General features: G+C 63.0%; 27 protein-coding genes. 11 read left to right on the top strand and 16 right to left on the bottom strand.

Features of this window, described 5'->3' with window-relative positions:
- Positions 1–49 precede the first annotated feature (49 nt).
- Positions 50–208: a DUF3309 family protein gene (locus NKI01_RS02880; protein ID WP_023678456.1), complete on the top strand. Its 159-nt coding sequence runs from the start codon at positions 50–52 to the stop codon at positions 206–208.
- 37 nt (positions 209–245) lie between these two features.
- On the opposite strand, the gene NKI01_RS02875 is transcribed toward NKI01_RS02880, so the two are convergent.
- On the bottom strand, positions 246–1,223 hold the full coding sequence (locus NKI01_RS02875) for an SDR family oxidoreductase (protein ID WP_352961806.1): 978 nt from the start codon (positions 1,221–1,223) through the stop codon (positions 246–248).
- Between the two features lie 92 nt (positions 1,224–1,315).
- Between NKI01_RS02875 and NKI01_RS02870 the strand changes: the two genes are divergently transcribed.
- Complete coding sequence (locus tag NKI01_RS02870) at positions 1,316–2,227, top strand: LysR family transcriptional regulator (RefSeq protein ID WP_023721003.1); 912 nt, start codon at positions 1,316–1,318, stop codon at positions 2,225–2,227.
- On the opposite strand, the gene NKI01_RS02865 is transcribed toward NKI01_RS02870, so the two are convergent.
- The 4 genes from NKI01_RS02865 to NKI01_RS02850 all read right to left on the bottom strand — a co-directional run bounded on the left by NKI01_RS02865 (position 2,185) and on the right by NKI01_RS02850 (position 5,293).
- On the bottom strand, positions 2,185–3,366 hold the full coding sequence (locus NKI01_RS02865) for an MFS transporter (protein ID WP_352494176.1): 1,182 nt from the start codon (positions 3,364–3,366) through the stop codon (positions 2,185–2,187). The two genes, NKI01_RS02870 and NKI01_RS02865, sit on opposite strands and share 43 nt — an antisense overlap.
- 169 nt (positions 3,367–3,535) lie before the next feature.
- Complete coding sequence (locus tag NKI01_RS02860) at positions 3,536–3,997, bottom strand: cupin domain-containing protein (protein WP_352480892.1); 462 nt, start codon at positions 3,995–3,997, stop codon at positions 3,536–3,538.
- A gap of 164 nt (positions 3,998–4,161) precedes the next feature.
- Positions 4,162–4,470, bottom strand: a complete 309-nt coding sequence (locus NKI01_RS02855) for a DUF1244 domain-containing protein (RefSeq protein WP_023721000.1) — start codon at positions 4,468–4,470, stop codon at positions 4,162–4,164.
- A 25-nt stretch (positions 4,471–4,495) separates the two neighbouring features.
- Positions 4,496–5,293, bottom strand: coding sequence for an N-formylglutamate amidohydrolase (locus NKI01_RS02850; protein ID WP_023720999.1), 798 nt, complete (start codon positions 5,291–5,293; stop codon positions 4,496–4,498).
- Positions 5,294–5,578: 285 nt separating this feature from the next.
- Between NKI01_RS02850 and NKI01_RS02845 the strand changes: the two genes are divergently transcribed.
- The 3 genes from NKI01_RS02845 (at position 5,579) to NKI01_RS02835 (ending at position 8,750) form a co-directional block, all read left to right on the top strand.
- On the top strand, positions 5,579–6,025 hold the full coding sequence (locus tag NKI01_RS02845; protein ID WP_245278666.1) for a DUF1036 domain-containing protein: 447 nt from the start codon (positions 5,579–5,581) through the stop codon (positions 6,023–6,025).
- Complete coding sequence (gene pyk, locus NKI01_RS02840; protein ID WP_352494178.1) at positions 6,022–7,452, top strand: pyruvate kinase; 1,431 nt, start codon at positions 6,022–6,024, stop codon at positions 7,450–7,452. The genes NKI01_RS02845 and pyk overlap by 4 nt, the downstream gene beginning before the upstream one ends.
- A gap of 215 nt (positions 7,453–7,667) precedes the next feature.
- Entirely contained in the window at positions 7,668–8,750 is a 1,083-nt protein-coding gene (locus NKI01_RS02835) for an NAD(P)H-dependent flavin oxidoreductase (protein ID WP_352788774.1), read from the top strand.
- A gap of 75 nt (positions 8,751–8,825) precedes the next feature.
- Here NKI01_RS02835 and NKI01_RS02830 read toward each other — a convergent pair whose 3' ends face one another.
- Together NKI01_RS02830 and ykgO are read right to left on the bottom strand one after the other, a co-directional pair.
- Complete coding sequence (locus NKI01_RS02830) at positions 8,826–9,425, bottom strand: tetratricopeptide repeat protein (protein WP_023720995.1); 600 nt, start codon at positions 9,423–9,425, stop codon at positions 8,826–8,828.
- 95 nt (positions 9,426–9,520) lie between these two features.
- Positions 9,521–9,646 (bottom strand): type B 50S ribosomal protein L36, encoded by a 126-nt coding sequence (ykgO, locus tag NKI01_RS02825; protein WP_006327841.1) that lies wholly within the window; start codon positions 9,644–9,646, stop codon positions 9,521–9,523.
- A 236-nt stretch (positions 9,647–9,882) separates the two neighbouring features.
- On the opposite strand from ykgO, the gene NKI01_RS02820 reads away from it, so the two are divergent.
- Complete coding sequence (locus NKI01_RS02820) at positions 9,883–10,305, top strand: lysozyme inhibitor LprI family protein (protein WP_023720994.1); 423 nt, start codon at positions 9,883–9,885, stop codon at positions 10,303–10,305.
- Positions 10,306–10,375: 70 nt separating this feature from the next.
- Here NKI01_RS02820 and NKI01_RS02815 read toward each other — a convergent pair whose 3' ends face one another.
- The 8 genes from NKI01_RS02815 to NKI01_RS02780 form a co-directional block, all read right to left on the bottom strand.
- Positions 10,376–11,452, bottom strand: a complete 1,077-nt coding sequence (locus tag NKI01_RS02815; protein WP_352640164.1) for a 5-(carboxyamino)imidazole ribonucleotide synthase — start codon at positions 11,450–11,452, stop codon at positions 10,376–10,378.
- Positions 11,449–11,946 carry a 5-(carboxyamino)imidazole ribonucleotide mutase gene (gene purE, locus NKI01_RS02810; protein WP_352961802.1) on the bottom strand — a complete coding sequence of 166 codons (498 nt, stop codon included), beginning with the start codon at positions 11,944–11,946 and terminating at the stop codon, positions 11,449–11,451. The genes NKI01_RS02815 and purE overlap by 4 nt, the downstream gene beginning before the upstream one ends.
- Positions 11,947–12,045: 99 nt before the next feature.
- Positions 12,046–13,251: an aminotransferase class V-fold PLP-dependent enzyme gene (locus NKI01_RS02805; RefSeq protein ID WP_031194547.1), complete on the bottom strand. Its 1,206-nt coding sequence runs from the start codon at positions 13,249–13,251 to the stop codon at positions 12,046–12,048.
- A gap of 17 nt (positions 13,252–13,268) precedes the next feature.
- Positions 13,269–13,730: a RidA family protein gene (locus NKI01_RS02800; RefSeq protein ID WP_023678474.1), complete on the bottom strand. Its 462-nt coding sequence runs from the start codon at positions 13,728–13,730 to the stop codon at positions 13,269–13,271.
- A 34-nt stretch (positions 13,731–13,764) separates the two neighbouring features.
- Positions 13,765–14,559 carry an amino acid ABC transporter ATP-binding protein gene (locus NKI01_RS02795; RefSeq protein WP_352855444.1) on the bottom strand — a complete coding sequence of 265 codons (795 nt, stop codon included), beginning with the start codon at positions 14,557–14,559 and terminating at the stop codon, positions 13,765–13,767.
- A gap of 4 nt (positions 14,560–14,563) precedes the next feature.
- The gene (locus NKI01_RS02790) at positions 14,564–15,214 is read right to left on the bottom strand and encodes an amino acid ABC transporter permease (protein WP_352640167.1); all 651 of its coding nucleotides are present in this window, start codon (positions 15,212–15,214) and stop codon (positions 14,564–14,566) included.
- 1 nt (position 15,215) lies between these two features.
- The gene (locus NKI01_RS02785; RefSeq protein WP_352917721.1) at positions 15,216–15,881 is read right to left on the bottom strand and encodes an amino acid ABC transporter permease; all 666 of its coding nucleotides are present in this window, start codon (positions 15,879–15,881) and stop codon (positions 15,216–15,218) included.
- Positions 15,882–15,952: 71 nt separating this feature from the next.
- The gene (locus tag NKI01_RS02780) at positions 15,953–16,834 is read right to left on the bottom strand and encodes a transporter substrate-binding protein (RefSeq protein WP_352917720.1); all 882 of its coding nucleotides are present in this window, start codon (positions 16,832–16,834) and stop codon (positions 15,953–15,955) included.
- A 127-nt stretch (positions 16,835–16,961) separates the two neighbouring features.
- On the opposite strand from NKI01_RS02780, the gene NKI01_RS02775 reads away from it, so the two are divergent.
- Complete coding sequence (locus tag NKI01_RS02775; RefSeq protein ID WP_352961799.1) at positions 16,962–17,765, top strand: IclR family transcriptional regulator; 804 nt, start codon at positions 16,962–16,964, stop codon at positions 17,763–17,765.
- A 34-nt stretch (positions 17,766–17,799) separates the two neighbouring features.
- Here the strand turns inward: NKI01_RS02775 and NKI01_RS02770 are convergent, their stop codons facing one another.
- Positions 17,800–18,003 (bottom strand): YdcH family protein, encoded by a 204-nt coding sequence (locus NKI01_RS02770; RefSeq protein WP_023678480.1) that lies wholly within the window; start codon positions 18,001–18,003, stop codon positions 17,800–17,802.
- 241 nt (positions 18,004–18,244) lie between these two features.
- On the opposite strand from NKI01_RS02770, the gene NKI01_RS02765 reads away from it, so the two are divergent.
- The 4 genes from NKI01_RS02765 (at position 18,245) to NKI01_RS02750 (ending at position 22,112) form a co-directional block, all read left to right on the top strand.
- Complete coding sequence (locus NKI01_RS02765) at positions 18,245–18,424, top strand: YdcH family protein (protein WP_023678481.1); 180 nt, start codon at positions 18,245–18,247, stop codon at positions 18,422–18,424.
- Positions 18,425–18,628: 204 nt separating this feature from the next.
- The gene (ispG, locus tag NKI01_RS02760) at positions 18,629–19,882 is read left to right on the top strand and encodes a flavodoxin-dependent (E)-4-hydroxy-3-methylbut-2-enyl-diphosphate synthase (RefSeq protein WP_352961797.1); all 1,254 of its coding nucleotides are present in this window, start codon (positions 18,629–18,631) and stop codon (positions 19,880–19,882) included.
- A 4-nt stretch (positions 19,883–19,886) separates the two neighbouring features.
- Entirely contained in the window at positions 19,887–20,741 is an 855-nt protein-coding gene (locus NKI01_RS02755; RefSeq protein ID WP_352961795.1) for a lytic transglycosylase domain-containing protein, read from the top strand.
- Positions 20,742–20,915: 174 nt separating this feature from the next.
- Positions 20,916–22,112, top strand: coding sequence for a phosphoglycerate kinase (locus NKI01_RS02750; RefSeq protein ID WP_352961793.1), 1,197 nt, complete (start codon positions 20,916–20,918; stop codon positions 22,110–22,112).
- The last annotated feature ends 49 nt before the right edge of the window (positions 22,113–22,161 follow it).

Below are 22,161 nucleotides of genomic sequence, written 5' to 3'. Positions count from 1 at the left end.
GGCCTTCTGCATTGTTCCGTCATTGCAACCTCAAAGCGAGGATTTTCTGATGACGATAAGCACCATTCTCATCATTATCCTTATTCTTATCCTGATTGGCGCGGTTCCGGCGTGGCCGCATTCGCGGTCCTGGGGTTACGGACCATCCGGCATCGTCGGCGTCATCCTGATCGTTGTCCTGGTGCTGCTGTTGATGGGCCGGATCTGACCGCAATCATTGGTCCCCGACAAGCGGCGGATGACCGTCAGGCCATCCGCCTTTTGTCAGATTGCTTCTGCGCTGCCTTCACCGTGGCGATACCGATGTCTTCAAGCGCTTCCGACACTGCATTTTCCAGCGGCGTGTGGGGGATCGCACCGATAATGCCTTCAAGCCCGCCTGAAACCAGCCGGTGCGGCTCGAAGCGGAGATAGGACATCGAAACGATCTCGCGCCACATCGCCACAAACGGGCTGCCGGCACGCAGCACCCACCACGGCATCGACGTCAGTTTCAACGTGCGCCCGAGCGCCTTCTCAGCGGCCGCCTTGATCTCGAGATCGGTCACCGCATGGCCGGGAAAGTTCAGCGCCTCGTAGGAGCCGAGCTTGTCGAGATTGTCGGCCAGTCCGACGAAAGCCTTGGCCAGGTCGGGCAGATAGGCCCATTCATGCACGAGATCGACCGGCCCTGGGGCGGTATAGACGCCCTTGGTCATCTTGGCGGCAACGACCAGATCGAACCACGATCCGCTGCCGGTGCCGCCGAAGAAGTCACCGGCGCGCAGCAGGATGGTGCGCACCCGACCCGCGTCGGCCTCGCGGCGAAACAGGTCTTCCATGGCAACGCGGATGCGGCCCTTTTCCGTCGTCGGACGAAACGGCGTGTCCTCGGCGATCACCGCCGGCATCGGCGAGCCGTAATTGTAGACGGTGCCCGGGAAGAGATGCAGTGCGCCATTCGCCCGGCAGGCAGCCATCACATTCTCGGCCATCGGCAGGCATTTGCTCCAGTCGGTGTAGAGCGGGTTGAGGCCGTTGAAAATGATATCGACGCCTTCGGTCGCGCGGATCAGCGCAGCACGGTCGAGCGCGTCGCCGGCGATCGCCGTGGCGCCTTTGAGTTCCGCCGGCACCTTGCCGCTGCGGGTGACGGCACGGACATCGTAGCCGGCATTAATGAAGGCCTTGGCCACCGTGCGGCCGAGCCGGCCATTGGCGCCGAGAATTGCCATCTTGGTCATTGTTTGTCTCCATGTTTGCGTATGACCCAATATGATCTCCTCGCAAACGAATGGAAATTGACGAAAGCTGGCGGTCTGATATTCAATTTTGAATGGATATAGACTGGAACCTGATCAAGAGTTTCGTCACGGTGGCGGAGACCGGGAGCCTGTCGGCCGCCGCGCGAAAGCTTGCCGCAAGCCAGCCGACACTCGGCCGCCACATCGCCGAGCTGGAGCAGGCGCTCGGCGTCACCTTGTTCCGGCGCGGGCGGCGCGGCTATGCGCTCACGGAAGCGGGCAGCACGCTTTTTGAACGGGGCCGCGCGGTGAGCGAGCAGGCGAGCGCATTTTCGCTGCTGGCCCTGGGATCGGTCGAAGCGATCGAGGGCACGGTGCGCATTGCCGCCAGCGAGGTGGTGGCGGCCTATGTGCTACCCGAGATGACGGCGCGGCTTGCCGTCGAGGAACCCGGCATCGAGGTTGAGATCGTCGCTTCGAACCAGGTCGAGAATCTGCTGCGTCGCGACGCCGACATTGCCATCCGCATGGTCAAGCCGGCGCAGAATGAACTGGTCGCGCGCAAGGTGACCGACATTCCGCTCCGCGCCTGCGCGGCAAAATCCTATCTCGACCGGCGTGGCCGTCCGCGCGAGGCCCGCGATCTTGCCGAGCACGATCTGGTCGGCTTCGATCGCAGCGATGAAATCATTCGCGGCTTCGCTCAATTCGGGGTTCCGCTCAACCGCAATGCCTTCCGCTTCAGGACCGACAACCACATAGTTTTGTGGGAGGCACTGCGGGCGGGAAACGGCATCGGCTTTGGCCAGCAGCCGCTGGCCGAGCGCGATGCACTGGTGGAAATCGTGCTGCCGGACCTCCCGCTGCCGACGCTGCCGGTGTGGCTGGCCATGCACCGCGACGTGCGTACCAGCGTCCGCATCCGCCGCGTCGCGGATTTCCTCTACGAACAGTTCAAGCGCTATTCAGCCGGTGCAGGCTCGGCAGCAAATTCGGCGCGGTGAGCGAGCCCGGCCATCAACAGCACGACTATCAGCAACCCGGACAGAGCGACGAAGATCGGGCCGAAGCTCGAGTGTTCGGCGATGAAGCCGATCGCCGAAGGCGCCACCAGGATGCCTGAGTAACCCATTGTGGTGACGACGCTCATGCCGGTGCCGGGCGCCATGCCCTCCTGGTTGCCGCCGGCCGAAAAGATGATCGGCACCATATTGGCAATACCCAGGCCGCAAAAGGCAAAGGCGGCAATGGCCAGCCACGGCGAGGGAGCCAGCCCGGCCACCAGCATGCCGGCTGCAGCGGCAAGCGCCGACGCGCGCAGCGTCGTAACGGCACCGAAACGGTTGCGGACGCCATCGCCGAGAAAGCGCATGACGGCCATGACGCCGGAAAAGGCGGCATAGGCCAGGCCTGCGATAGCAAGATCGGCGCCGAGCTCCTGCCTGAGATACAGCGCTGCCCAGTCGAGCACCGCGCCTTCGGAGATCATCGTCAGCAGCGCCATCAGCCCGACCAGATAGACAAGCGGGTTTGCCGGCAGGGCGAATTTGTGATGCTCGGCGACCGGATGCTTGTCCTCGGCGATCAGGTAGCGGATCGCTACCGCGATGACAGCAAAGGCAAGCGCCGTCACCATCGTCGCATGCGCGAGATGACCATAGTTCTGGATGGCGAAACCGCCCAAAGCGCCGCCTGCGAAACCGCCAAGGCTCCAGAAACCGTGCGAGGACGACATGATGGCGCGGGACAGCCGCCGTTCCACCGCCACCGCATTGGCGTTCATGGCGACGTCCATGCCGCCGATCGAACCGCCGAAGATGAACATGGCGATGGCCGCCAGGGGCACATTGGGGGCCAGAGCCACCATCAAAAGACCGAAGCTGCCGGCAAGTCCGAACCAGCGCAGCACGGTGCGCGAGCCATGCTTCGAGATCAGATGGCCGCACCAGGTCATGGCGGTGACGGCGCCGGCGCCGAACAACAGGATCAGCAGGCCGAGCGTGAATTTGCTGATGTCCAGCCGGGTCAGGAACACCGGGATCTGCGGCGCCCAGCTGCCGGTCAGGAAGCCGTTGGCGAGGAAGATGCCGGCCACGGCCCAGCGTCCACGAATCGCGATTTGCGTGATTTTCTGCGCGTCCATCGGGTAGAATCCGGTCCGGAAATGGCTTTGCGCGGCAAATTAGATCGATTCAATTCACAGTCAAGCGCTCTTCGCCGAAAGTGCTTGGACCAGACGGCGCCACAAGGCGCCGGTGGACACTACGTCCTCTCGTGTCGGCCAACCACCTCGGTGGTCCACTCCAAAATCTCTACGGCTCGGGATAAGGCGCGCCATCCTTGTGCACAAACCGGCCGTCAGCGTTGGTGCTCATCATGTCGATGTCGGAGCAGGTGGTTACGTCGGCGGGCCAACGCGAACCAACTTCGAGATAGATCGCAACTGCGCCCGATTTGTTGATCATGTGATGGCCGTTGCCGGAGCCTTTCGGAAAGGCCGCGCAATCACCCGCGCGCAGCACCGTCTCGCCGGCATCTTCGACGAGCGTCAGCTCGCCTTCGAGCACGTAGACGAACTCGTCTTCGTGCGAATGCCAGTGGCGCTGGCTCGACCAGTTGCCCGGCGGCAGGCGCATGAGATTGATGCCGAAGTCGGTGAGCCCGCCGGCGTTGCCCAGCCGCTGCCGCACGCGTTCGGCACAGGGTGCATCGAACGGAGGTGGATAGGATGAGCCCTTGCGTCCGGGTACGTCGGCGACGTCGATCTTAGGCACGGCAGTCCTCCCATTTGGGGCAAAAACCATTCGTGAAGGTCGTTCAGTGCGATGGATTGTGACCTGGAACGGTTCATCGTTTCACGGAAACGCCGAACCGTTCCATCCTTTTGTCTTGACGCAATTCCGGACGGAAAACCGTTCACACTTTTCCTGGAATTGCTCTAGTGGTCCCTGGGGCGTCTTGCCTCGAACTCGGCCTTCTTGGCATCGGAGGCCTCGATCTGGTTCAGTGCCTGCCACTCGGCATAGGCCATGCCGTAGATGATCTCGCGCGACTGGTCCTTGCTGAGTTCGACACCCTCGGCTTGCGCCGCATCGCGGTACCAGTTGGACAGGCAGTTGCGGCAGAAGCCGGCGAGGTTCATCAGGTCGATGTTCTGCACGTCGGAACGCTCGCGCAGATGCGCGACCAGCCGGCGGAAGGCAGCGGCTTCGAAATCGCGCTTTTGTACGTCGCTGAGTTCGGTCATGGCTTGTTGGCCTCCTTGGCCTCCATCATGCCGGCCCGGTGCGCGAGCCGAATATTTTCACTGCATGTATATCGGCACGTCGATCTATCGCGTCAACGATCGGCGCCAGCCGTTCGGCCCAGGCGAGCGCACCCTTCCGGTCGGCGATCAGGTCCTGGCGGATCTCGATAAGCGCATGGGCAAAGCCGTTGACGATAGCGTGCCTGAACATGGTATCGCCGCGCAGTGCGCCGTCATAGGGTTCGTTGTCGCCGACGACGAGGCTCTTGTCCTCGGCGAGCATGTCGATCAGCGGCCGCGCAACGCGATCGTCGAGATCCCATAATATGCCGACATGCCACGGCCGCACGAAGCCCTGCATGGTCGGTGTGAAGGAATGCACCGAAAAGATGAAGGGCGCCTGCGCTGACGCTTGCGCCACCGAGGCGATCATGGCGCCGACGGCGTCATGATAGGGGCGGTAAAAGCGATCCAGCCGTCTTTCGCGTTCCTCCGGCGCCATGGGATAATTTCCCGGGATGACGGTGCCGTCATAGAGCTGGCGAATCAGCGTTGGATCGTCCTCGCCGCGATTGGGGTCGATCAGCAGTCGCGAAAAATTGGCAAGCACCGCCGGAACGCCGAGCAGACTTGCGAGTTCGCGGGTTACAGTCTCGACGCCGATGTCGTAGGCGATGTGGCGGTCGAACTCCGCCGCGGGCAGGCCGAGGCTGCCATACTCCTCCGGCAGGTCGCGGCGGGCGTGATCGGCCAAAAGCACCATGCCGCGCTTGCGATCGCCTTCGACGATGTCGAAAGGCGCGAAAACTGTGGATCGGGTCATTGGCGGGAAAGGTCTGTTCGCTGGCTTCCGGGGAGGGTGGTACCGTCATTCCACGAAGAGAACGCTCGCGCAATGCCGTTGTTTGGCCACGGTTTCTGCCAAAAAACTGAGCAGGGGCGACCGTAAGCGCGCCAGAGCCTTCTAAATCGATTGGATTGGACAGATCGGCGCGTTGACATGCGTACGGACTTTTCCGAAAAGGGGCGTTGAGAGATGCAAATGTGGTTCTTGAGGGGTTTCGGGATGGGTTTCGCCGGCAGGCTGCGTGTGCGCCATGCCTTGGCCATGCCGCTCCTGATACCGGCCATGGGCCTTTTTGTGGTGATTTCGGCCTCGCCGGCACGCGCCGATTTCCGCGTCTGCAATGCCACGCAGAACCTGGTCGGCGTCGGCATCGGCTATCGCGCCAAAGCCGGCTGGATCACCGAAGGCTGGTGGCACATCGAAGGATCGAGCTGCAAGACGCTGATCGAGGGACCGTTGTCATCAAGGTTTTACTATCTTTATGCAGAAGACGCCGAGCGCGGCGGACGCTGGGATGGCCCGATCAACATGTGCGTGGCCGAAAAAGAGTTCAAGATCGCCGGCGTTACCGATTGCGTCGCCCGAGGCTTTCAGCGCGCCGGATTCCAGGAATATGACACGGGCGAGCAGGCAAGCTGGATGGTCCAGCTGACTGACGAGCCCGCAACGGATGGCGCTCCAGCCGCCCCGGGAACAAACAGTCAATGAGACGCAGCCGCAAGGTCAAGATCCTCGCCACCATCGGTCCGGCCTCCTCGTCCGAGGAGATGCTGAAGAAGCTGTTCGAAGCCGGCGCCGACGTGTTCCGCATCAATATGAGCCACACCGACCATGAATTGATGCGTACGCTCGTCGGCCGTATTCGTGCCGTCGAGGAGGCGGTCGGCCGGCCGATCGGCGTTCTCGCAGACCTGCAAGGGCCAAAGCTGCGCGTCGGCAAGTTCGCCAACGGCAAAGAGGTGCTGACCGTCGGTCAGACCTTCACGCTCGACGACAATCCCGAACCCGGCAATTCGACGAGGGTCTACCTGCCGCATCCTGAAATCCTGCGTTCGGTCGAGGCTGGTCATCGCCTGCTGATCGACGACGGCAAGCTCGAGCTCAAGGCGGTCAGCAGCAACGGCAAGGCGATCGTCTGCACCGTCGTCGCCGGCACGATCATTTCCGACAAGAAGGGCGTCAGCCTGCCCGACACCGACCTGCCGGTCGGAGCGCTGACGGAAAAGGACCGCCGGGATCTCGACGCGGTTCTGGCGACCGGCGTCGACTGGGTGGCACTGTCCTTCGTGCAGCGGCCCGAGGACCTGGCCGAAGCACGCAAGATCGCACGCGGCCGGGCGCTGATCATGGCCAAGATCGAAAAGCCGCAGGCCGTCGCCCGGCTGGCCGAGATCATTGAACTTTCGGATGCGCTGATGGTTGCCCGCGGCGATCTCGGCGTCGAGATGCCGCTCGAAGCCGTGCCTGGCATCCAGAAGCAGATCACTCGCGCCGCGCGCCGTGCCGGCAAGCCGGTGGTGGTCGCCACGCAGATGCTGGAATCGATGATCACCGCGCCGGTGCCGACACGCGCCGAGGTGTCGGACGTTTCGATCGCCGTGTTTGAAGGCGCCGACGCGATAATGCTTTCGGCGGAGTCCGCCGCCGGCGCCTATCCGGTCGAGGCGGTGGCGATGATGAACCGGATCGCCACCAAGGTCGAAACCGACCCGACCTATGCCGGCATCATCAACGCGCAGCGCTCGGAACCGGAAGCGACGGGAGCCGACGCCATCTCGCTCGCCGCCCGCGAAATAGCCGAGACGCTTAAGCTGTCGGCGATCATCACCTATACCGCGTCCGGCACAACCGGCTTGCGCGCCGCGCGCGAGCGGCCGCAGGTGCCGATCGTGGCGCTGTCGCCGATCCTCAACACGGCGCGGCGGCTGTCGCTGCTGTGGGGCACGCATTGCGTCGTTTCTCCCGATGCCATCGACCTCGACGACATGGTCGATCGCGCCTGCCGCATCGCTTTGGACGAAGGCTTCGGCAAGCCCGGCGACCGCGTCATCATCACGGCCGGCGTGCCGCTGAGGACGCCGGGCTCGACCAACATGCTGCGCATCGCCTATGTCGGATCGGAAGTCGGCCGCTAATGTCGGCTGCGGCTGCCGGATGGGCCGGCTGCATGGCGCGTCGTAAACGCGGCGCCAGCCCGGCGCGTCGACCGCAGTCGGGTTAGGATCGACGCCGAACTCCGCCAGCTTGCATCAGCCTGTGGCCGGCCGTGAAGCGGTTCGAAGGCCCTATCCGACTTGAGCTGGAAGTCAGTTAAGGTAATCTCTCCTGGGAGAAAGAGGAGGGTGATCCAATGTGGATGCGCACTGATCTTCTGGAACTCCTCGGCATTGAACACCCGATAATCCAGGCGCCGATGAGCGGCATCACCACACCGGAACTCGCGGCGGCAGTCAGCAATGCCGGGGCACTAGGCTCGCTCGGATGCGGTATTCTGCCTGCGGAGGCTATCCGCGAGCAGCTCACGGCGACGCAGCACGCCACCAATCGTCCGATCAACGTCAACTTCTTTGCGCACCCGCCGCCGGCACGCGATGATGCGGCAGCCCAAAGTATGCGCGACCGCCTTCGCGGCCGCTATGAGGAGGTCGGCCTCGGACCGGTACCCGAGCCGGGCGAGCCCTTCCCCACCTTCGATCGTGAGCGTCTCGAAATTGTGCTCGAGCTGCGCCCGAAGGTGGTCAGCTTCCACTTCGGCCTACCCGACACCGCAATTGTGCAGCAGTTGAAAGCGGCCGGCTGTACTGTCTTGTGTTCGGCTACCACCGTCTCGGAAGCGCGCCAGCTTGAGGCAGGAGGGGTGGACGCCATTATCGCGCAGGGATACGAGGCGGGTGGGCATCGCGGCACATTCACTGGCGACCCTGCTATCGGCACAGCCGGCACTATGGCCCTCGTACCACAGATTGTTGATGCCGTGCGGGTGCCTGTAATTGCTGCCGGCGGTATCTTCGACGGTCGCGGCATTGCTGCCAGCTTTGCACTTGGTGCATCTGGTGTGCAGATCGGCACGGCTTTCCTGGCCTGTCCTGAAGCCAATGTGCAGCCAGTCTATCGCGTAGCATTGCGCTCGGCCAACGACGAGAGCACGTCGGTGACTCGCTGCTTCACTGGCCGCCCAGCGCGCGTGGTGCGCAACCGGTTTGTGATGGAAATGGCTGGTGAGGAAGATGCTGCGCTGGCGTTTCCGCTACAGGCGAGTCTGGTCATGCCGCTTTCAATGGCAAAGGATGAAAGCAAGCGGGCTGACTTCTTGCCTATTTGGGCCGGGCAGGGCGTTGCGAAGCTGCGGGAGATGCCGGCCGCCGCCCTTGTGGAGAAACTCGTCACGGAAGCAAGCGGCATAGATCGGGCCGATAGGGGAGTAGGGGAGTAGGGGAGTAGGGGATGTGTTCCGGAGTGCATCTACACCACTCACATACTGCCTTACTCCCCTATTCCCTTACTGGTCTCAAATGCCTTCGCCGGCAAGCTCTTCGGAAAGTGCGGCGACCTGGTCCTGGGCGCTGCGCATCATCGGATAGATGCCGAGAACGCGCTGCCAGGCCTCGAGCGCCGACTGCTTGTGGCCGGTTTCGGCCATGATCTGGGCCAGGCCGGAAAGCGCGCCGAAATGGCGTGGTTCGAGCTGCAGGGTACGGTCGATGTCCGACATCGACTTCCCGTAGTTCTTCATCATGAAATGAACCGTGGCGCGCCGGTTCCAGCCTTCCGCATAGGTCGGCTGCAGGGTTACCACCTGATCGAGGAAATCGAGCGCAACATCGAATTTCTGGTTTTCAGTCGCCTTTTGCGACCATTGCATCATCAGGTCGATCGAGGCACTGCCCGACTGGGACCACTCGCTGCCGATGCGCCCGGCGATGCGCTCGGCCGCCTTTTCGTTGCGTTCGCGCTTGAGATCGGCAAACAGCTGATCGAGCCGCGCCTGTTTCGTCATCACAACCGGAGGTGCTGTCGGCCGATTTGCTGTCGGATCTTCAGCCCACGCCGGCAGCGAGACAGCGCTGGAAACGAAGAAAGCCGTGAAAAATGCAAAAAGAATCCGCATCGCGGGAATCTAGCCCCCGACGCCGGATCGTCAAACTGAATTTAGCGTGAGAGGCGTATCATGCGCACGGAGGCGCGCAGCCTCCGGTCAAAAACTCAACCCTGGCGCGCCTTGTAGCGCGGAGCGGTCTTGTTGATGATGTAGACGCGGCCCTTGCGACGAACCAGCTGGTTGTCGCGGTGACGCGCCTTCAACGCCTTGAGCGAATTCTTGATCTTCATGGTCTTGCCCGTCGGTCTGGGCCCGGTCCCGGGCCGAACTATTAAGGCGCGCCCACAGACGCGCCTTTGAACTGTGCGTGGCTCATAGACGAGGAGCCTTGCCCGTGTCAACCGCAAGCGCGTTGCCTAAACGATACGGACCGTTTCGTATCATCGAAATACCCGCCAACGGCGCCTTGCGGCATTGCGCGGGCTTGAGACGGCTGGAATGATGCGGTTGCGAATTGGAGATCATCATGCGCCGAATTCTTGTGTCCGCCTGTCTTGCCGTCCTTGCGGCAGGTTCTGTTGCCCATGCGCAGGAATGCGACCGCAACGACGACAGCCAGCAGATGATGAACATCTGCGCCGACGCGGACTACAAATCCGCCGACGCCAAACTCAACAAGGCCTACCAAGAGCTCATCAGCGCAAGCGATGCAAAAGCCAGGAAGCTGTTGCAGACGGCGCAGCGCGCGTGGATCGCCTTTCGCGACGCGGAATGCAGCTATTCCGCCGCGGACAGCGAAGGCGGCTCGATCTATCCGATGCTGATATCGGAATGCCTGACGCGGCTGACCGACGACCGCACCAAACAGCTCACCGCCGATTCGACCTGCGCGGAAGGCGATGTGAGCTGCGCCAGCCCCGACGAGGACGAGAGCGGCGACATCCAGTAAGCGTAGGTTCTAACTTTTGTTTGAGCATGATCGTTCCCGAAAACCGGATTCCACTTTTCGGGATCATGCTCTAGCTGCGGCGGCTCACGCGCGTGAAATGGCCCATCTTGCGGCCGGGCCGCGCCTCGGCCTTGCCATAGAGGTGCAGCATCAGATCGGGCTCGGCGAGAAGTTCAGGAACGCGCCGGATGTCGTCGCCGATCAGGTTTTCCATGACGCAGTCGAACTGCCGTGCGGGATTTCCCAGCGGCAGGCCGGCGACGGCGCGGATGTGCTGCTCGAATTGCGAGATGGTGCAGGCGGCCTCCGTCCAGTGGCCGGAATTGTGGACGCGCGGCGCAATCTCGTTGGCCAGCAGCGAACCGTCGGCCAGGACAAAGAATTCGACGCCGATGACGCCGACATAGTCGAGCGCTGCAAGTATCTCGGCCGCCGCCGTTTGAGCCGCAGCCGCCGTGTCGGACTTCACCCCGGCCGGCAGCGTCGAACTGTGAAGAATACCGTTGCGATGGACATTCCAGGCCGGATCGTAGGCGGCGAGCGAACCGTCGATGCCGCGCGCGGCGATCACCGAAATCTCGCGCTCGAAGGCGACGAATGATTCCAGGATCAACGGCACGTTGCCCATCGCCTCGCAAGTGCCGGCAAAGCCGCCTGTTTCCATGTTGCGGAAGACACGCTGGCCCTTGCCGTCATAGCCCATCCGGCGCGTCTTCAATATGCCGCTGCCGTTGAACTTTTTCAGCGCGGCCGTCAGTTCCTCGTCATTGTCGACGGGGCTGAAATCCGCGGTCGGTATGCCGATGCCGTTGAGGAATTTCTTTTCCGCCAGCCGGTCCTGAGCCACTTCCAGTGCGCGTGCCGGCGGATAGACCGGGACCGTGGTGGCAAGTGCCGCGGCGGCCGCAACCGGAACGTTCTCGAATTCGTAAGTAACGACGGCACTGGCCGCAGCCAGCTCGCCGAGCGCGGCCGCGTCGTCGTAGGCGGCGACGATCTGCCGGTTGGCGACCTGTGCCGCCGGGCAGTCTGGCTGCGGCTCCAGCACGACGATGCGGTAGCCGAGGCGGGCCGCGGCCATCGCCAGCATGCGGCCGAGCTGGCCGCCGCCAATGATGCCGATGGTCGATCCGGCGGGCAGGCTCACGGCGTGTCCACGGGCTCGGCGGCCACCTTGGCGGTCTGTGCGGCGCGCCAACTATCCAGCCGGGCGGCAAGCTTTTCGTCGCTCAGTGCCAGCACCGCGGCAGCCAGAAGGGCAGCGTTGGCAGCGCCGGCCTTGCCGATGGCCAAAGTGCCGACCGGAATGCCGGCCGGCATCTGCACGATGGATAGCAGCGAATCCTGGCCGGACAGCGTCTTCGATTCCACCGGCACGCCGAACACCGGCAGTGGCGTCATCGCTGCCGTCATGCCCGGCAGATGCGCCGCACCGCCGGCACCGGCGATGATCACCTTGTAGCCGGCGCCCTTGGCGCCCTTGGCGAAGTCATAGAGCCGGTCGGGAGTGCGGTGGGCCGAGACGATCAGCCGCTTGTGCGGAATGCCAAGCGCCTCAAGCGTTTCGGCGGCGTGGCGCATCGTCGCCCAGTCGGACTGGCTGCCCATGATGATGGCGACGTCGGCGCGGTGATTGTCCAAGCTTCTGCTCCCCGGCGGCAAACGCGCGCATTAGCGGAAATCGAGGGGAGCCGCAAGGATAGGAGCGTCCCGCACTCGGGCGAATGGCGCCATCGCTACCTAATCCGGCCAGCGCAAAGCCCCGGCAGACTGCTTGCGAGCGGACTTCATCGCATCCGCGGGCCGCTCAGCAGCGCTCAACACCGCCCGCAGGCGCTCGGCGACGATCTCCGCCTCGCCGGGGTGCAGATTGCACGGATCAAGGAAGAAGTGGCCGCGCTCGACCTCGTGGTTGCGAACGATAATGGGGGGCGAACCCGCCGCCAGTGCCGAGGCCAGCCCGGCGGCGGTGAACCGGCTTTCGGGCGCAACAAACACCTGCAGGCGCTCGAGAGGATTTCCGGTCGGATCGGGAATGATGTTTGCTGCGATGCCGGGCAGGCCCTGCAATGCGGTTTGCCACAGATGCAGTGCGGCTTCTTCCCGCTGGCGGATGCCGGCATGGTCGCGCCGTTCCCAGGCTTCCAGGGCCGCCATGGTGCCGGCAATGCTCTCCTTGCCGACCTTCATGGCGCGCGCAACGCCGCGGTTCTGGAGATAGGCGGCCCGCACCAGATCCTTGCGGCCGGCAACGATGCCGCTTGTCGGCCCTGAGAGAAATTTGTGCCCGCTATAGACGACAATGTCGGCGCCGCGCGCCAGAAAGCCGCGCAAATCGTATTCCGAGGCGGCGTCGACGATCACCGGCACGCCCTTGGCGTGGCAGATCTCGCAGAACTCTTCGAGCGAGAGCATGCCGTATTGCACGGTGTGGTGCGCGACGACGTAGAGGGCTGCCGCCGTCCGGTCCTGGATCGCCTCGCCTACATGATAGTCCTGCGTAACGCTGACCGTGCCGGCGGGCACTGCCTTGGCTCCGGCAAGCCGGATCGACTGGTCGATCGGCGCGCCATAATTGACGATGTGGCCAAGCTGGACGATGACCTCCGATTTGAGGCCCTCGGTGTCGTCCGGCAGCCGCTCGATCGCAAGAAGGCTGGTTCCGGTCATCGCGCCGGCAATCGCCATGGTTATGCCGCTGGCGCAGCATGCGGTGATAAAGCCGGCCTCGCCGCCGGTGAGGCGTGCAATCACCGTGCTTGCGGCGCGCTGCAGATCGTCCATCTCGACCCATTGCGAGGCGATTTCCGACATTGCGGCAATCGCTTCCGGCACGATGATCGAAGCGCCGAGCGCCGTCATCGTTCCGGAAACATTAATGATCGGGCGAAGGCCGAGCCGTTCGCGGATTGTCGTATTGGAACGGTCAGCGGAATAGGTCGTCATCTCTGTAGATCCTGTTTTCAGGCGGCGATCTCGACGACCGCCTCGATTTCAACTGTGATGTTGCCCGGCAGCGAGCCGACACCGATCGCGGAACGGGCGTGTCCGCCAAGCGTATCAAAGACGGCCGCGAAAAGATCGGAACAGCCATTCACCACCTTGGGGTGCTCGCTGAATGTCGGCGTTGCATTGACAAAGCCAAGCAGCTTGACGACGCGCACGATGCGGCCGAGGTCGCCGGCCGCGGCATGCATGACGGCGAGCAGGTTCAGGCCGGTGAGACGGGCATGCCCATAGGCCTCCTCCACGGAGACATCCTCGCCAACCTTGCCGGTGCAGAGCGCGCCATCAGCGCGCAACGGCCCCTGGCCGGAGAGGAAGATCAGCCGTCCGCTCTCGGCATAGGTGACGAAGTTGGCGATGGGCTTCGGCGGCTCGGGCAGCGTCAGGCCCAATTCCGCGAGCCGGATGTAAGGCGTCATAAAAGCTCCTTGCGACAGCTTTCGCCGTCCGGTGTCAAAAATGCGAGGCGCGAAACCGCGCCAGGAAGCTGCGAAGGCGTTCATTGTCGAAGTCCGCAGCCAGAATCTCGGCGGGAGGTCCGACGGCACTGACGCCGCCATCCGCCATGAAAACGATGCGGCTCGATGCGTCGCGTGCAAAAGCCATCTCGTGCGTGACCATCAGCATCGTCATGCCGTCTTCGGCCAGACTACGTACGACCTCGAGCACCTCGCCAACCAGTTCGGGGTCGAGCGCCGAGGTTATCTCGTCGAGGAGCAGGATCTTCGGCTCCATCGCCACGGCGCGGGCGATGCCGACGCGCTGCTGCTGGCCGCCGGAAAGCTCGGCCGGCAGACTGTCGGCCTTGTGGGCGAGCCCGACCCGGCCGAGCCAGTGCTCGGCAATGGTGCGGGCCTCGGCATTGCTCTTGCCGCGCACCTTGCGCAGGCCGAGCATGATGTTGCCGGTCGCAGTCAAATGCGGAAACAGATTGAAGCTCTGGAACACCATTCCGGTCTCGGCGCGCATCGCCGCAAGGTCGCGCTCGCTGCGTCGCTGGCGTGTTCCCGCCTCGCGGTAGCCGACCTCTTTACCGTCGATACGGATCGAGCCGTTATCATAGCTCTCCAGGAAATTGACGCAGCGCAGCAGGGTGGTCTTGCCGCTGCCGGATGGGCCGATGACCGTCACCACCTCGCCGCGCGTCACCTTGAGGCTGACCGAGCGCAGGACCTCGACGGATCCAAAGGCTTTGGAGACCTCGGAGATATCGAGAAGCGCCGGATTTGCGTGCGAGGCTTTGGACATCTTGTTATTCCCGGATGAAGGAGAAACGCCGCTCCAGCCGCCGGCTGGCCAAGGAGAGGGCGTAGTTGACGGCGAAGTAGACGAGCGCGCCGAGGATGTAGAGCGGCATCGCCTCATAGGTGCGGCCGATGACCTGGTTGATCGCTTGCATCAGGTCGGTGATGCCGAGCAGCGAGACCAGCGCGCTGCCTTTCACCGCGTCGGTGACGCCGTTGATCCAGGGCGGCAGGAAGCGCCTGAACGCTTGCGGAAAAATGACGTAGGCCAGCCGCTGGCGGAAGGTCAGCCCGATCGCCATCGCCGCCTCGGACTGACCCTTGGGAATCGAGCCGACGGCGCCCCTGAGATACTCGACGACTTGTGCGGTCTTGAAGAGGGTGAGGGCGAGTACGGCCGCCCAAAAGGACTCAAGATGCAGTCCCACCGCGGGCAGGCCGTAATAGACGAAGAAGATCAGCACCAGGATCGGAATGCCGCGTATGGTGTCGCTGAAGACGCGCACTGCCCAGCGCAGCGGAGCCGGACCATAGACGAGGCCGACACCCATCAGCACGCCGGCGATAAGCGATAGCACCACAACCAGCAGCGACACCCACAAGGTTACGGCAAAGCCTTCGGCGAGGAACGGCAAGGCATAGATGATCTGGCTCAGCATGTCAGCGCGCCGCCTTGAACCGGCGCTCGACCAGCCGCAGCGCGAAAAGCAGCGCGTAGCCGGTCAACAGGTACATCGCAGTCACCACCAGATAGACCTCGACAATGCGGAAGGTGTTGAAGTTGATCCACTGGGCGCCATAGGTGAGCTCGGGTACCGAGATGACCGACGCCACCGACGTGTCCTTGAAGAGCGATATGAAAGTGTTGGAAAGCGCCGGCAGCGTTATGCGCAGCATCGTCGGCAAGCGTACATGGAGCAGTCTCTGCCAAGGGGTCAGGCCAATCGCCTTGCCGGCGTCGAGTTGTCCGCGCGGCACCGCCTCGAGCCCGGAGCGGAACACCTCGACCAGATAGGCGCCGCTGTAGAGCGACAGCGTGGCAATGAACGAGGTTTGCGCGCTGTAGGCGATATCGACCACGGTCGGCAGGCCGTAGAAGACCAGGTAGACGAGCAGGATCAGCGGCACGTTGCGGATGAATTCGACATAGCCCGCGATGACGGTCCGCACCGCTCGCCCGGCCGACACGTACCAGACCGCCAGAAGCAGCCCGATGACGATGCCGAGCGCGATAGAGATGACGGCCAGCTCAAGGCTGAGCAGCAGCCCGCCCCAGAGCTTGTCGAAATGCCGCCAGATCAGGTTGAAGTTGAGGGTATAGCCCATGCGTCCTGCTTAGTGCCGACAGTCCGGGAACGAGGCGGAAGGGCGCCGGAGGCATCCTTCCGCCTGATGGATCAGATAACCGGGAATCCAGGATGGCGGGCCGGCGGCTCCTGTCCGAAATAATCCTTGAACGCAGCGTCGTAGAGTGCCGTTTCATGGCCGAACATGGCGATAGCGAAGGTCTGGTTGACGAAGGTCAGCCAGTCGAGGTCGCCCTGCCGCAGTGCGGCACCATAAAGCATCGAGAACCAACTCTTGCCGGCATCGAAGTATTTGTCCGGATTGCGCGAGGCGAGCCAGCGGACCGTCGACAGATCGACGGCGGCGGCGTCGGATCGTTTCGATTCCAGTGCCTGCAGCACGTTGGCCTGCGTGTCTATCTGCATCACCTGCGCCTCCGGCAGGACGATGCGCACGTTTGCCTCGGCATCGACGTTTTGCAGGATGGAAATCCGGGTCGCCGAACCGGCGGCAAGCAGCTTGTCGAAGGTCTTGTTCTCTGCGTTCGGAAGGGTCAGCAAGGCAATGCCCTCGACGTAATAGGGCCGAGAGAAGTGGATCAGCTGCGAGCGCTGGGCGGTCATGGTCATGAACTGGATGGTGATGTCGACCTTGTTGGTGGTCACGTTCGGAATGCGCTGGGCCGGATCCTGCATTACGAATTCGACTTTGGTCGGATCGTCGAAAAGCCCCTTGGCGAGAATGCGACCCATGGTGATGTCCATGCCCACCAGTTCGCCGGCATCGTTCTCGAAGTGCCAGGGCGCGTTGGTGCTGCCGGTGCCGACGATCACCTTGCCGCGCTCGAGAACGGTGCGCAGCAGGCTGTCAGGCGCTGCCTGGGCCGCAGCTTTCTGGACATCGACCGCAGTGGCGGCACTCATCACTCCGGCCGTTGCAAGCCCGGCCATTCCCAGTTTCAGAAATTCACGCCTTTTGGATGTGTCGTTCACGGCGACCTCCTTCGTGTTGTGTTCCCCGTTGGACCAGCAGCGCAGGCATCGGTTGCAACTGACGTCATTGTCCCTTACAAAGGACGCCTGTACTCTGTACAAGACAGATTAACATCAGGAATCGATAATGCAAGAAGGCAATGCCTTGGCCGCTCGACCGGACGCCGGTCTGGACGAAGACAAGAACTCGGGTTCTCGGGAGAAGGGCCTCAACCGGGTCCTCCAGATTCTGGAGTTTCTTCACGCGACCCAGCGCGCGATCGGCATTGGCGATCTTGCCAGAGGGGTGAATGCACCGCGGTCGACGACCTATACGCTGGTGCGCTCGCTGGTTGACGCAGGCCTGCTGGAGATGGCCGGAGACGGCAATCGGGTCTATTTTGGAAAGAAGCTCTATCTCTACGGAATGGACTATGTGCGGGGCAACGACCTGCTCAGGCGAGGGCGCCAGGAAGTCGACCATCTGTCACGCGAGACCGGCGAGACCTCGGAGCTGTGCATGCTGCAAAGCGGCCGCTACACCATCGTCCATTCAAGCCCGGGAACCAGGCCATTCAGGATCAGCTCGGCGACGGGTCTGCAAATACCGCTCCCCTGGACAGCTTCCGGGCGACTGCTCCTCGCCGGCTTCGAAAGGGCAGCGATCGAGGATATGGTCTCGGAAGACGACCTCGTACTGCCGGACGGCCGCAGGTTGCAGCTCGACGATTTCATAGCCGATATCGCGGTGGCCAAGTCGGCCGGCTACTGCGTCACCTCCGGCCTTGTCGATGCCTACACGAAATGCCTGGCCGCGCCGGTCTTTTCGGCGCCGGGCAGGGTCGAGGCGACGATGTGCCTGGTGGTTCCCATCGATACCTCGACCGAAAAGACCGATGACCTGATAGAGCTGTTGCTCGAGCGCGCCGCGCGGCTTTCGATCGCGGCATAGGCCGCCTTTCCAGCAGGCCAGCGCCGGCGTCCGTTCAAGCGATAATGTCTGGAATGATCTTGTCTTCGAGCGCCATCAGCCTGTCCTTCAGGAAAAGCTTCTTTTTCTTCATGCGCTGGATCTGCAGCGGGTCGCAATTCATGGCGATCATCGCATTGATGGCCGCGTCGAAATCGGCGTGTTCCTGCTTCAGCCGGGAATATTCGAGGCGGATATCTGCCTGTTCCTGATCGGACATTTTTACCGTCTGCACGTCTGCGGCGCCCAAACTATGGGCCTGATTGGGCGGGACCGGGGGTCTTCTTGCACCGGCGCGCAGCCCATACCACATTTCATATTGTCGTGGAATGCTACCACGCAGCATTCGACATCGGTGCGCGATGGTGGCACACTGTCATTATGCCGTCACAGAAGCGAGCCTGCGGTGGACGTGCCATGACGGCTGCAATCCGAGGAAACCATGAAAGGGAGAACCAATCATGTCTCTTGCATCCCATCTTGATGAGCTGCAGCGGAAACACGGCGACATCGAACGCGAAATCGACGATGCGATGACCCATCCGTCGGTAGACGACCTCGAAATCGTGAATCTCAAGCGGCGCAAGCTGGCGCTCAAGGACGAGATTGAAAAACTGAAGGCGAAACCGACGACGCATTGACGCCCATCCAGGACTAGCTGCGCCGCCTGGCGCGCGATTTCTTTCCGGTGACATGTCTCTATGCTGCCGGAAACGCTTATGGATTTGCGGCAAGCTGCCGTCTTGCCATTTCCGATTTGCTAGGTCTGCGCGCCAGTCGCCATTGACAAGCCATCTTTGCTCCTCCACCTCATGCCCGGACCTTCAAGATTAAAGGCAGCCGGCATGACCGGATATTTTTCCTCACCCTTCCCGCGCCGCAGGTCGGTCGGTGTCGACGTCGGCGGCGTGATGGTCGGCGGCGGCGCCCCAGTCGTCGTCCAGTCGATGACCAACACCGACACGGCCGATGTCGACCAGACGGTGGCGCAAGTGGCGGCGCTGCATCGCGCCGGCTCCGAGATCGTGCGCATAACGGTCGACCGCGACGAAAGCGCTGCCGCTGTGCCGGCCATCCGCGAGCGACTGGAGCGGCTCGGGATCGACGTGCCGCTGGTCGGCGATTTCCATTACATCGGCCACAAGCTCCTGGCCGATCATCCGGCCTGCGCCGAGGCCTTGGCCAAGTACCGCATCAACCCCGGCAATGTCGGTTTCAAGGACAAGAGGGATCGGCAGTTCGCGGCGATCGTCGAGATGGCTATCCGATACGACAAGCCGGTGCGCATCGGTGTCAACTGGGGTTCGCTCGACCAGGAGCTGCTGACCCGGCTGATGGACGACAACCAGGCCCAAGGCTTTCCGCTGACCGCGCAGGAAGTGACGCGCGAAGCGATCGTGCAGTCGGCGATCCTGTCGGCCGAAATGGCCGAAGAGATTGGCCTTGCGCGCGAGAAAATCATCCTCTCGGCCAAGGTCAGCGGCGTGCAGGATCTGATCGCCGTCTACACCGAGCTTGCCACCCGTTCCAACCATGCGCTGCACCTCGGCCTGACCGAGGCCGGCATGGGCTCGAAAGGCATTGTCGCATCATCGGCTGCGATGGGCATCCTTCTCCAGCAAGGCATCGGCGACACCATCCGCATCTCGCTGACGCCGGAGCCGAACGGCGACCGCACACGCGAAGTGCAGGTGTCGCAGGAGCTGTTGCAGACCATGGGCTTCCGGCAGTTCGTGCCGATCGTCGCCGCCTGCCCGGGCTGCGGCCGCACGACCTCGACCGTGTTCCAGGAGCTTGCCCAGAACATCCAGGCCGACCTGCGCAAGAACATGCCGGTGTGGCGCGAACAATATCCCGGCGTCGAGAACCTCAAGGTCGCGGTGATGGGTTGCATCGTCAACGGTCCGGGCGAATCCAAACATGCCGATATCGGCATTTCGCTGCCCGGCACCGGCGAGATGCCGACCGCCCCGGTATTCGTCGACGGCAAGAAGGCGGCGACGCTGCGCGGCCCGTCGATTGCCGCGGATTTCGAGAAAATGGTTTCCGACTACATCGAACGGCGGTTTGGGCAACACGGCAAAGCCGCGGCGGAGTAGTTCGATGCGGCGTTTGCTTGGGGCGACGCTGGCTGTCATTTGCGGGCTGGGCTGGGCGACGGCCGTCCAGGCCGATCCGCCGCGGCCGGCCAAGCAGAAGCTGATCGATCGAGTTTGCGATCTTATCGAGACGCATGCCGACCAGAACGGCCTGCCCCGGGATTTCTTTGCCCGGCTGATCTGGAAGGAGAGTCGCTTCGATCCCAATGCGGTCAGCCCCGTCGGTGCGGAGGGTATCGCCCAATTCATGCCGGGTACCGCCAAGATGCGCGGGCTCGCCAATTCGTTCGATATCGAGCAGGCTATCCCGGCCTCGGCAAAATACCTCGCCGAAATGAAGACCGGCTTTGGCAATCTGGGCCTCGCCGCAGCCGCATACAATGCCGGCGAGAGCCGGGTGACGCGCTGGCTGAATTCCGGCGGCTTCTTGCCGATGGAGACCGAAAGCTACGTTTTGGACGTCATGGGCGAGCCGGCCGACAGGTTCACCGATGCCGCGTATGCCGGCGTCATCCGGCCGCTCGACAAGAAGGCGAGCTTCGCTGCCGCCTGCCGCACGCTGCCGGTGATCATGTCCAGAACCGTGCCGATGTCGTCGATCAACATCAAGCCATGGGGCGTGCAGGTGGCCGGCAATTTCCGCCGCGCCGCGGCGCTCAATCAGTGGAGCAATGTGAAACGGCGGTTTCCAGCCTTGCTCAGCGGTCGCAATCCGGTGGTCAGCCGGGTGCGCACACCGATCGGCAGGCGCGGCATCTATGCGGTGCGGATCGGCGCCGACACCAAAGCCAAGGCCGACGATATTTGCCAGAAGCTGCACAGCGTCGGCGGCGCATGCATTGTGGTGCGCAACCGGTAAAGCCATATGTCGGCGCGTTTCGCGCCATTGCTGCCCATCTCGCTCCCGCTGGGCGCTTCATCTTCGACACGCGATCACATTTTCCGTGAACCCTTAAGCAGAACCGTCAGGCAGGTCTTGCATCGTCGTTGATGCGGGGTAAGGTCCCCGCGATTTTTCGCGAAAGGGATCAGCATGGCCGACTTCAAGACACTGGACGACATCGGCAATATCAGCGGCAAGCGTGTGCTGGTGCGTGTCGACCTCAACGTTCCCGTCACTGAGGGCAAGGTCACCGACGCCACCCGCATCGAGCGCATTGTACCGACCATCGCCGAGCTGTCCGGCAAGGGCGCCAAGGTCATCCTGCTTGCACATTTCGGTCGTCCCAAAGATGGACCGGCGCCGGAATTCTCGCTCGAGCCGATCGCCAAGGCGACGGCGGACGTGCTCGGCCGTCCGGTTGGCTTTGCCACCGACTGCATCGGCGACAAGGCCGCGAGCGCCGTCGCCGCCATGGAAAGCAGCGATGTGCTGCTGCTCGAGAACACCCGCTTCTACAAAGCCGAGGAGAAGAACGACCCGGCCTTCACCGAAAAGCTCGCCGCCAACGGCGACATCTTCGTCAACGACGCCTTCTCCGCTGCGCACCGCGCCCATTCGTCGACGGAAGGGCTGGCGCACGTGCTGCCGGCCTTCGCCGGGCGCACCATGCAGGCCGAGCTCGATGCGCTGGAAAAGGGCCTCGGCAATCCCGTCCGCCCGGTTGTCGCCATTGTCGGCGGGGCCAAGGTCTCGACCAAGATCGACTTGTTGATGAACCTGGTGAAGAAGGTCGACGCGCTGGTCATCGGCGGTGGCATGGCCAACACGTTTCTCGCGGCACGCGGCACCGACGTCGGGAAATCCTTGTGCGAGCACGATCTCGCGACCACCGCCAAGCAGATCATGATCGAGGCGGCCGAGGCCGGCTGCGCCATCATCCTGCCCGCCGACGCCGTTGTCGCCAGGGAGTTCAAGGCCGGTGCCGCAAGCGAGACCGTCGCCATTGCAGACGTACCAGCCGACGGCATGATCCTCGATGTCGGCGCGAAAACCGTGAAAACCATTGCCGAATGGATCGACCGTGCCGCGACGTTGGTCTGGAACGGGCCGCTCGGCGCCTTCGAGATCGAGCCGTTCGACCATGCGACGGTGGCGACGGCCAGGCACGCGGCAGCGCGCACCAAGGCCGGCAGGCTGGTCTCGGTGGCCGGCGGCGGCGATACGGTGGCCGCCCTCAACCATGCCGGCGTCAGCGATGATTTCACCTATGTCTCGACGGCCGGCGGCGCTTTCCTCGAATGGATGGAAGGCAAGCCCTTGCCCGGCGTCGACGTCTTGAAGCGCTGAGCGCGGCGTTAATAACAGCGCGAAGCAGTGCGCTCGCGATTTTCAATCG

The sequence above is a fragment of the Mesorhizobium sp. M0815 genome (assembly GCF_040319995.1).
Taxonomy (GTDB): Bacteria; Pseudomonadota; Alphaproteobacteria; order Rhizobiales; family Rhizobiaceae; genus Mesorhizobium.
Note: the sequence above shows the minus strand (reverse complement) of the source record. Positions and strands in the feature narration are given on the sequence as shown.

Bases quoted from the DNA above. Each gene is read 5' to 3' on its own strand.
- NKI01_RS02765 (WP_023678481.1), top strand. From the start codon at position 18,245: ATGTCTCTTGCATCCCATCTTGATGAGCTGCAGCGGAAACACGGCGAC.
- NKI01_RS02790 (WP_352640167.1), bottom strand. From the start codon at position 15,214: ATGCTGAGCCAGATCATCTATGCCTTGCCGTTCCTCGCCGAAGGCTTT.
- NKI01_RS02805 (WP_031194547.1), bottom strand. From the start codon at position 13,251: ATGACGACCTATTCCGCTGACCGTTCCAATACGACAATCCGCGAACGG.
- NKI01_RS02875 (WP_352961806.1), bottom strand. From the start codon at position 1,223: ATGACCAAGATGGCAATTCTCGGCGCCAATGGCCGGCTCGGCCGCACG.
- NKI01_RS02830 (WP_023720995.1), bottom strand. From the start codon at position 9,425: ATGCGGATTCTTTTTGCATTTTTCACGGCTTTCTTCGTTTCCAGCGCT.
- NKI01_RS02755 (WP_352961795.1), top strand. From the start codon at position 19,887: ATGCGGCGTTTGCTTGGGGCGACGCTGGCTGTCATTTGCGGGCTGGGC.
- NKI01_RS02870 (WP_023721003.1), top strand. From the start codon at position 1,316: ATGGATATAGACTGGAACCTGATCAAGAGTTTCGTCACGGTGGCGGAG.
- NKI01_RS02800 (WP_023678474.1), bottom strand. From the start codon at position 13,730: ATGACGCCTTACATCCGGCTCGCGGAATTGGGCCTGACGCTGCCCGAG.
- ykgO (WP_006327841.1), bottom strand. From the start codon at position 9,646: ATGAAGATCAAGAATTCGCTCAAGGCGTTGAAGGCGCGTCACCGCGAC.
- NKI01_RS02770 (WP_023678480.1), bottom strand. From the start codon at position 18,003: ATGTCCGATCAGGAACAGGCAGATATCCGCCTCGAATATTCCCGGCTG.
- NKI01_RS02750 (WP_352961793.1), top strand. From the start codon at position 20,916: ATGGCCGACTTCAAGACACTGGACGACATCGGCAATATCAGCGGCAAG.
- NKI01_RS02795 (WP_352855444.1), bottom strand. From the start codon at position 14,559: ATGTCCAAAGCCTCGCACGCAAATCCGGCGCTTCTCGATATCTCCGAG.
- NKI01_RS02775 (WP_352961799.1), top strand. From the start codon at position 16,962: ATGCAAGAAGGCAATGCCTTGGCCGCTCGACCGGACGCCGGTCTGGAC.
- NKI01_RS02850 (WP_023720999.1), bottom strand. From the start codon at position 5,293: ATGACCCGATCCACAGTTTTCGCGCCTTTCGACATCGTCGAAGGCGAT.
- NKI01_RS02785 (WP_352917721.1), bottom strand. From the start codon at position 15,881: ATGGGCTATACCCTCAACTTCAACCTGATCTGGCGGCATTTCGACAAG.
- NKI01_RS02820 (WP_023720994.1), top strand. From the start codon at position 9,883: ATGCGCCGAATTCTTGTGTCCGCCTGTCTTGCCGTCCTTGCGGCAGGT.
- NKI01_RS02880 (WP_023678456.1), top strand. From the start codon at position 50: ATGACGATAAGCACCATTCTCATCATTATCCTTATTCTTATCCTGATT.
- pyk (WP_352494178.1), top strand. From the start codon at position 6,022: ATGAGACGCAGCCGCAAGGTCAAGATCCTCGCCACCATCGGTCCGGCC.
- NKI01_RS02835 (WP_352788774.1), top strand. From the start codon at position 7,668: ATGTGGATGCGCACTGATCTTCTGGAACTCCTCGGCATTGAACACCCG.
- NKI01_RS02855 (WP_023721000.1), bottom strand. From the start codon at position 4,470: ATGACCGAACTCAGCGACGTACAAAAGCGCGATTTCGAAGCCGCTGCC.
- ispG (WP_352961797.1), top strand. From the start codon at position 18,629: ATGACCGGATATTTTTCCTCACCCTTCCCGCGCCGCAGGTCGGTCGGT.
- NKI01_RS02865 (WP_352494176.1), bottom strand. From the start codon at position 3,366: ATGGACGCGCAGAAAATCACGCAAATCGCGATTCGTGGACGCTGGGCC.
- NKI01_RS02845 (WP_245278666.1), top strand. From the start codon at position 5,579: ATGCCGCTCCTGATACCGGCCATGGGCCTTTTTGTGGTGATTTCGGCC.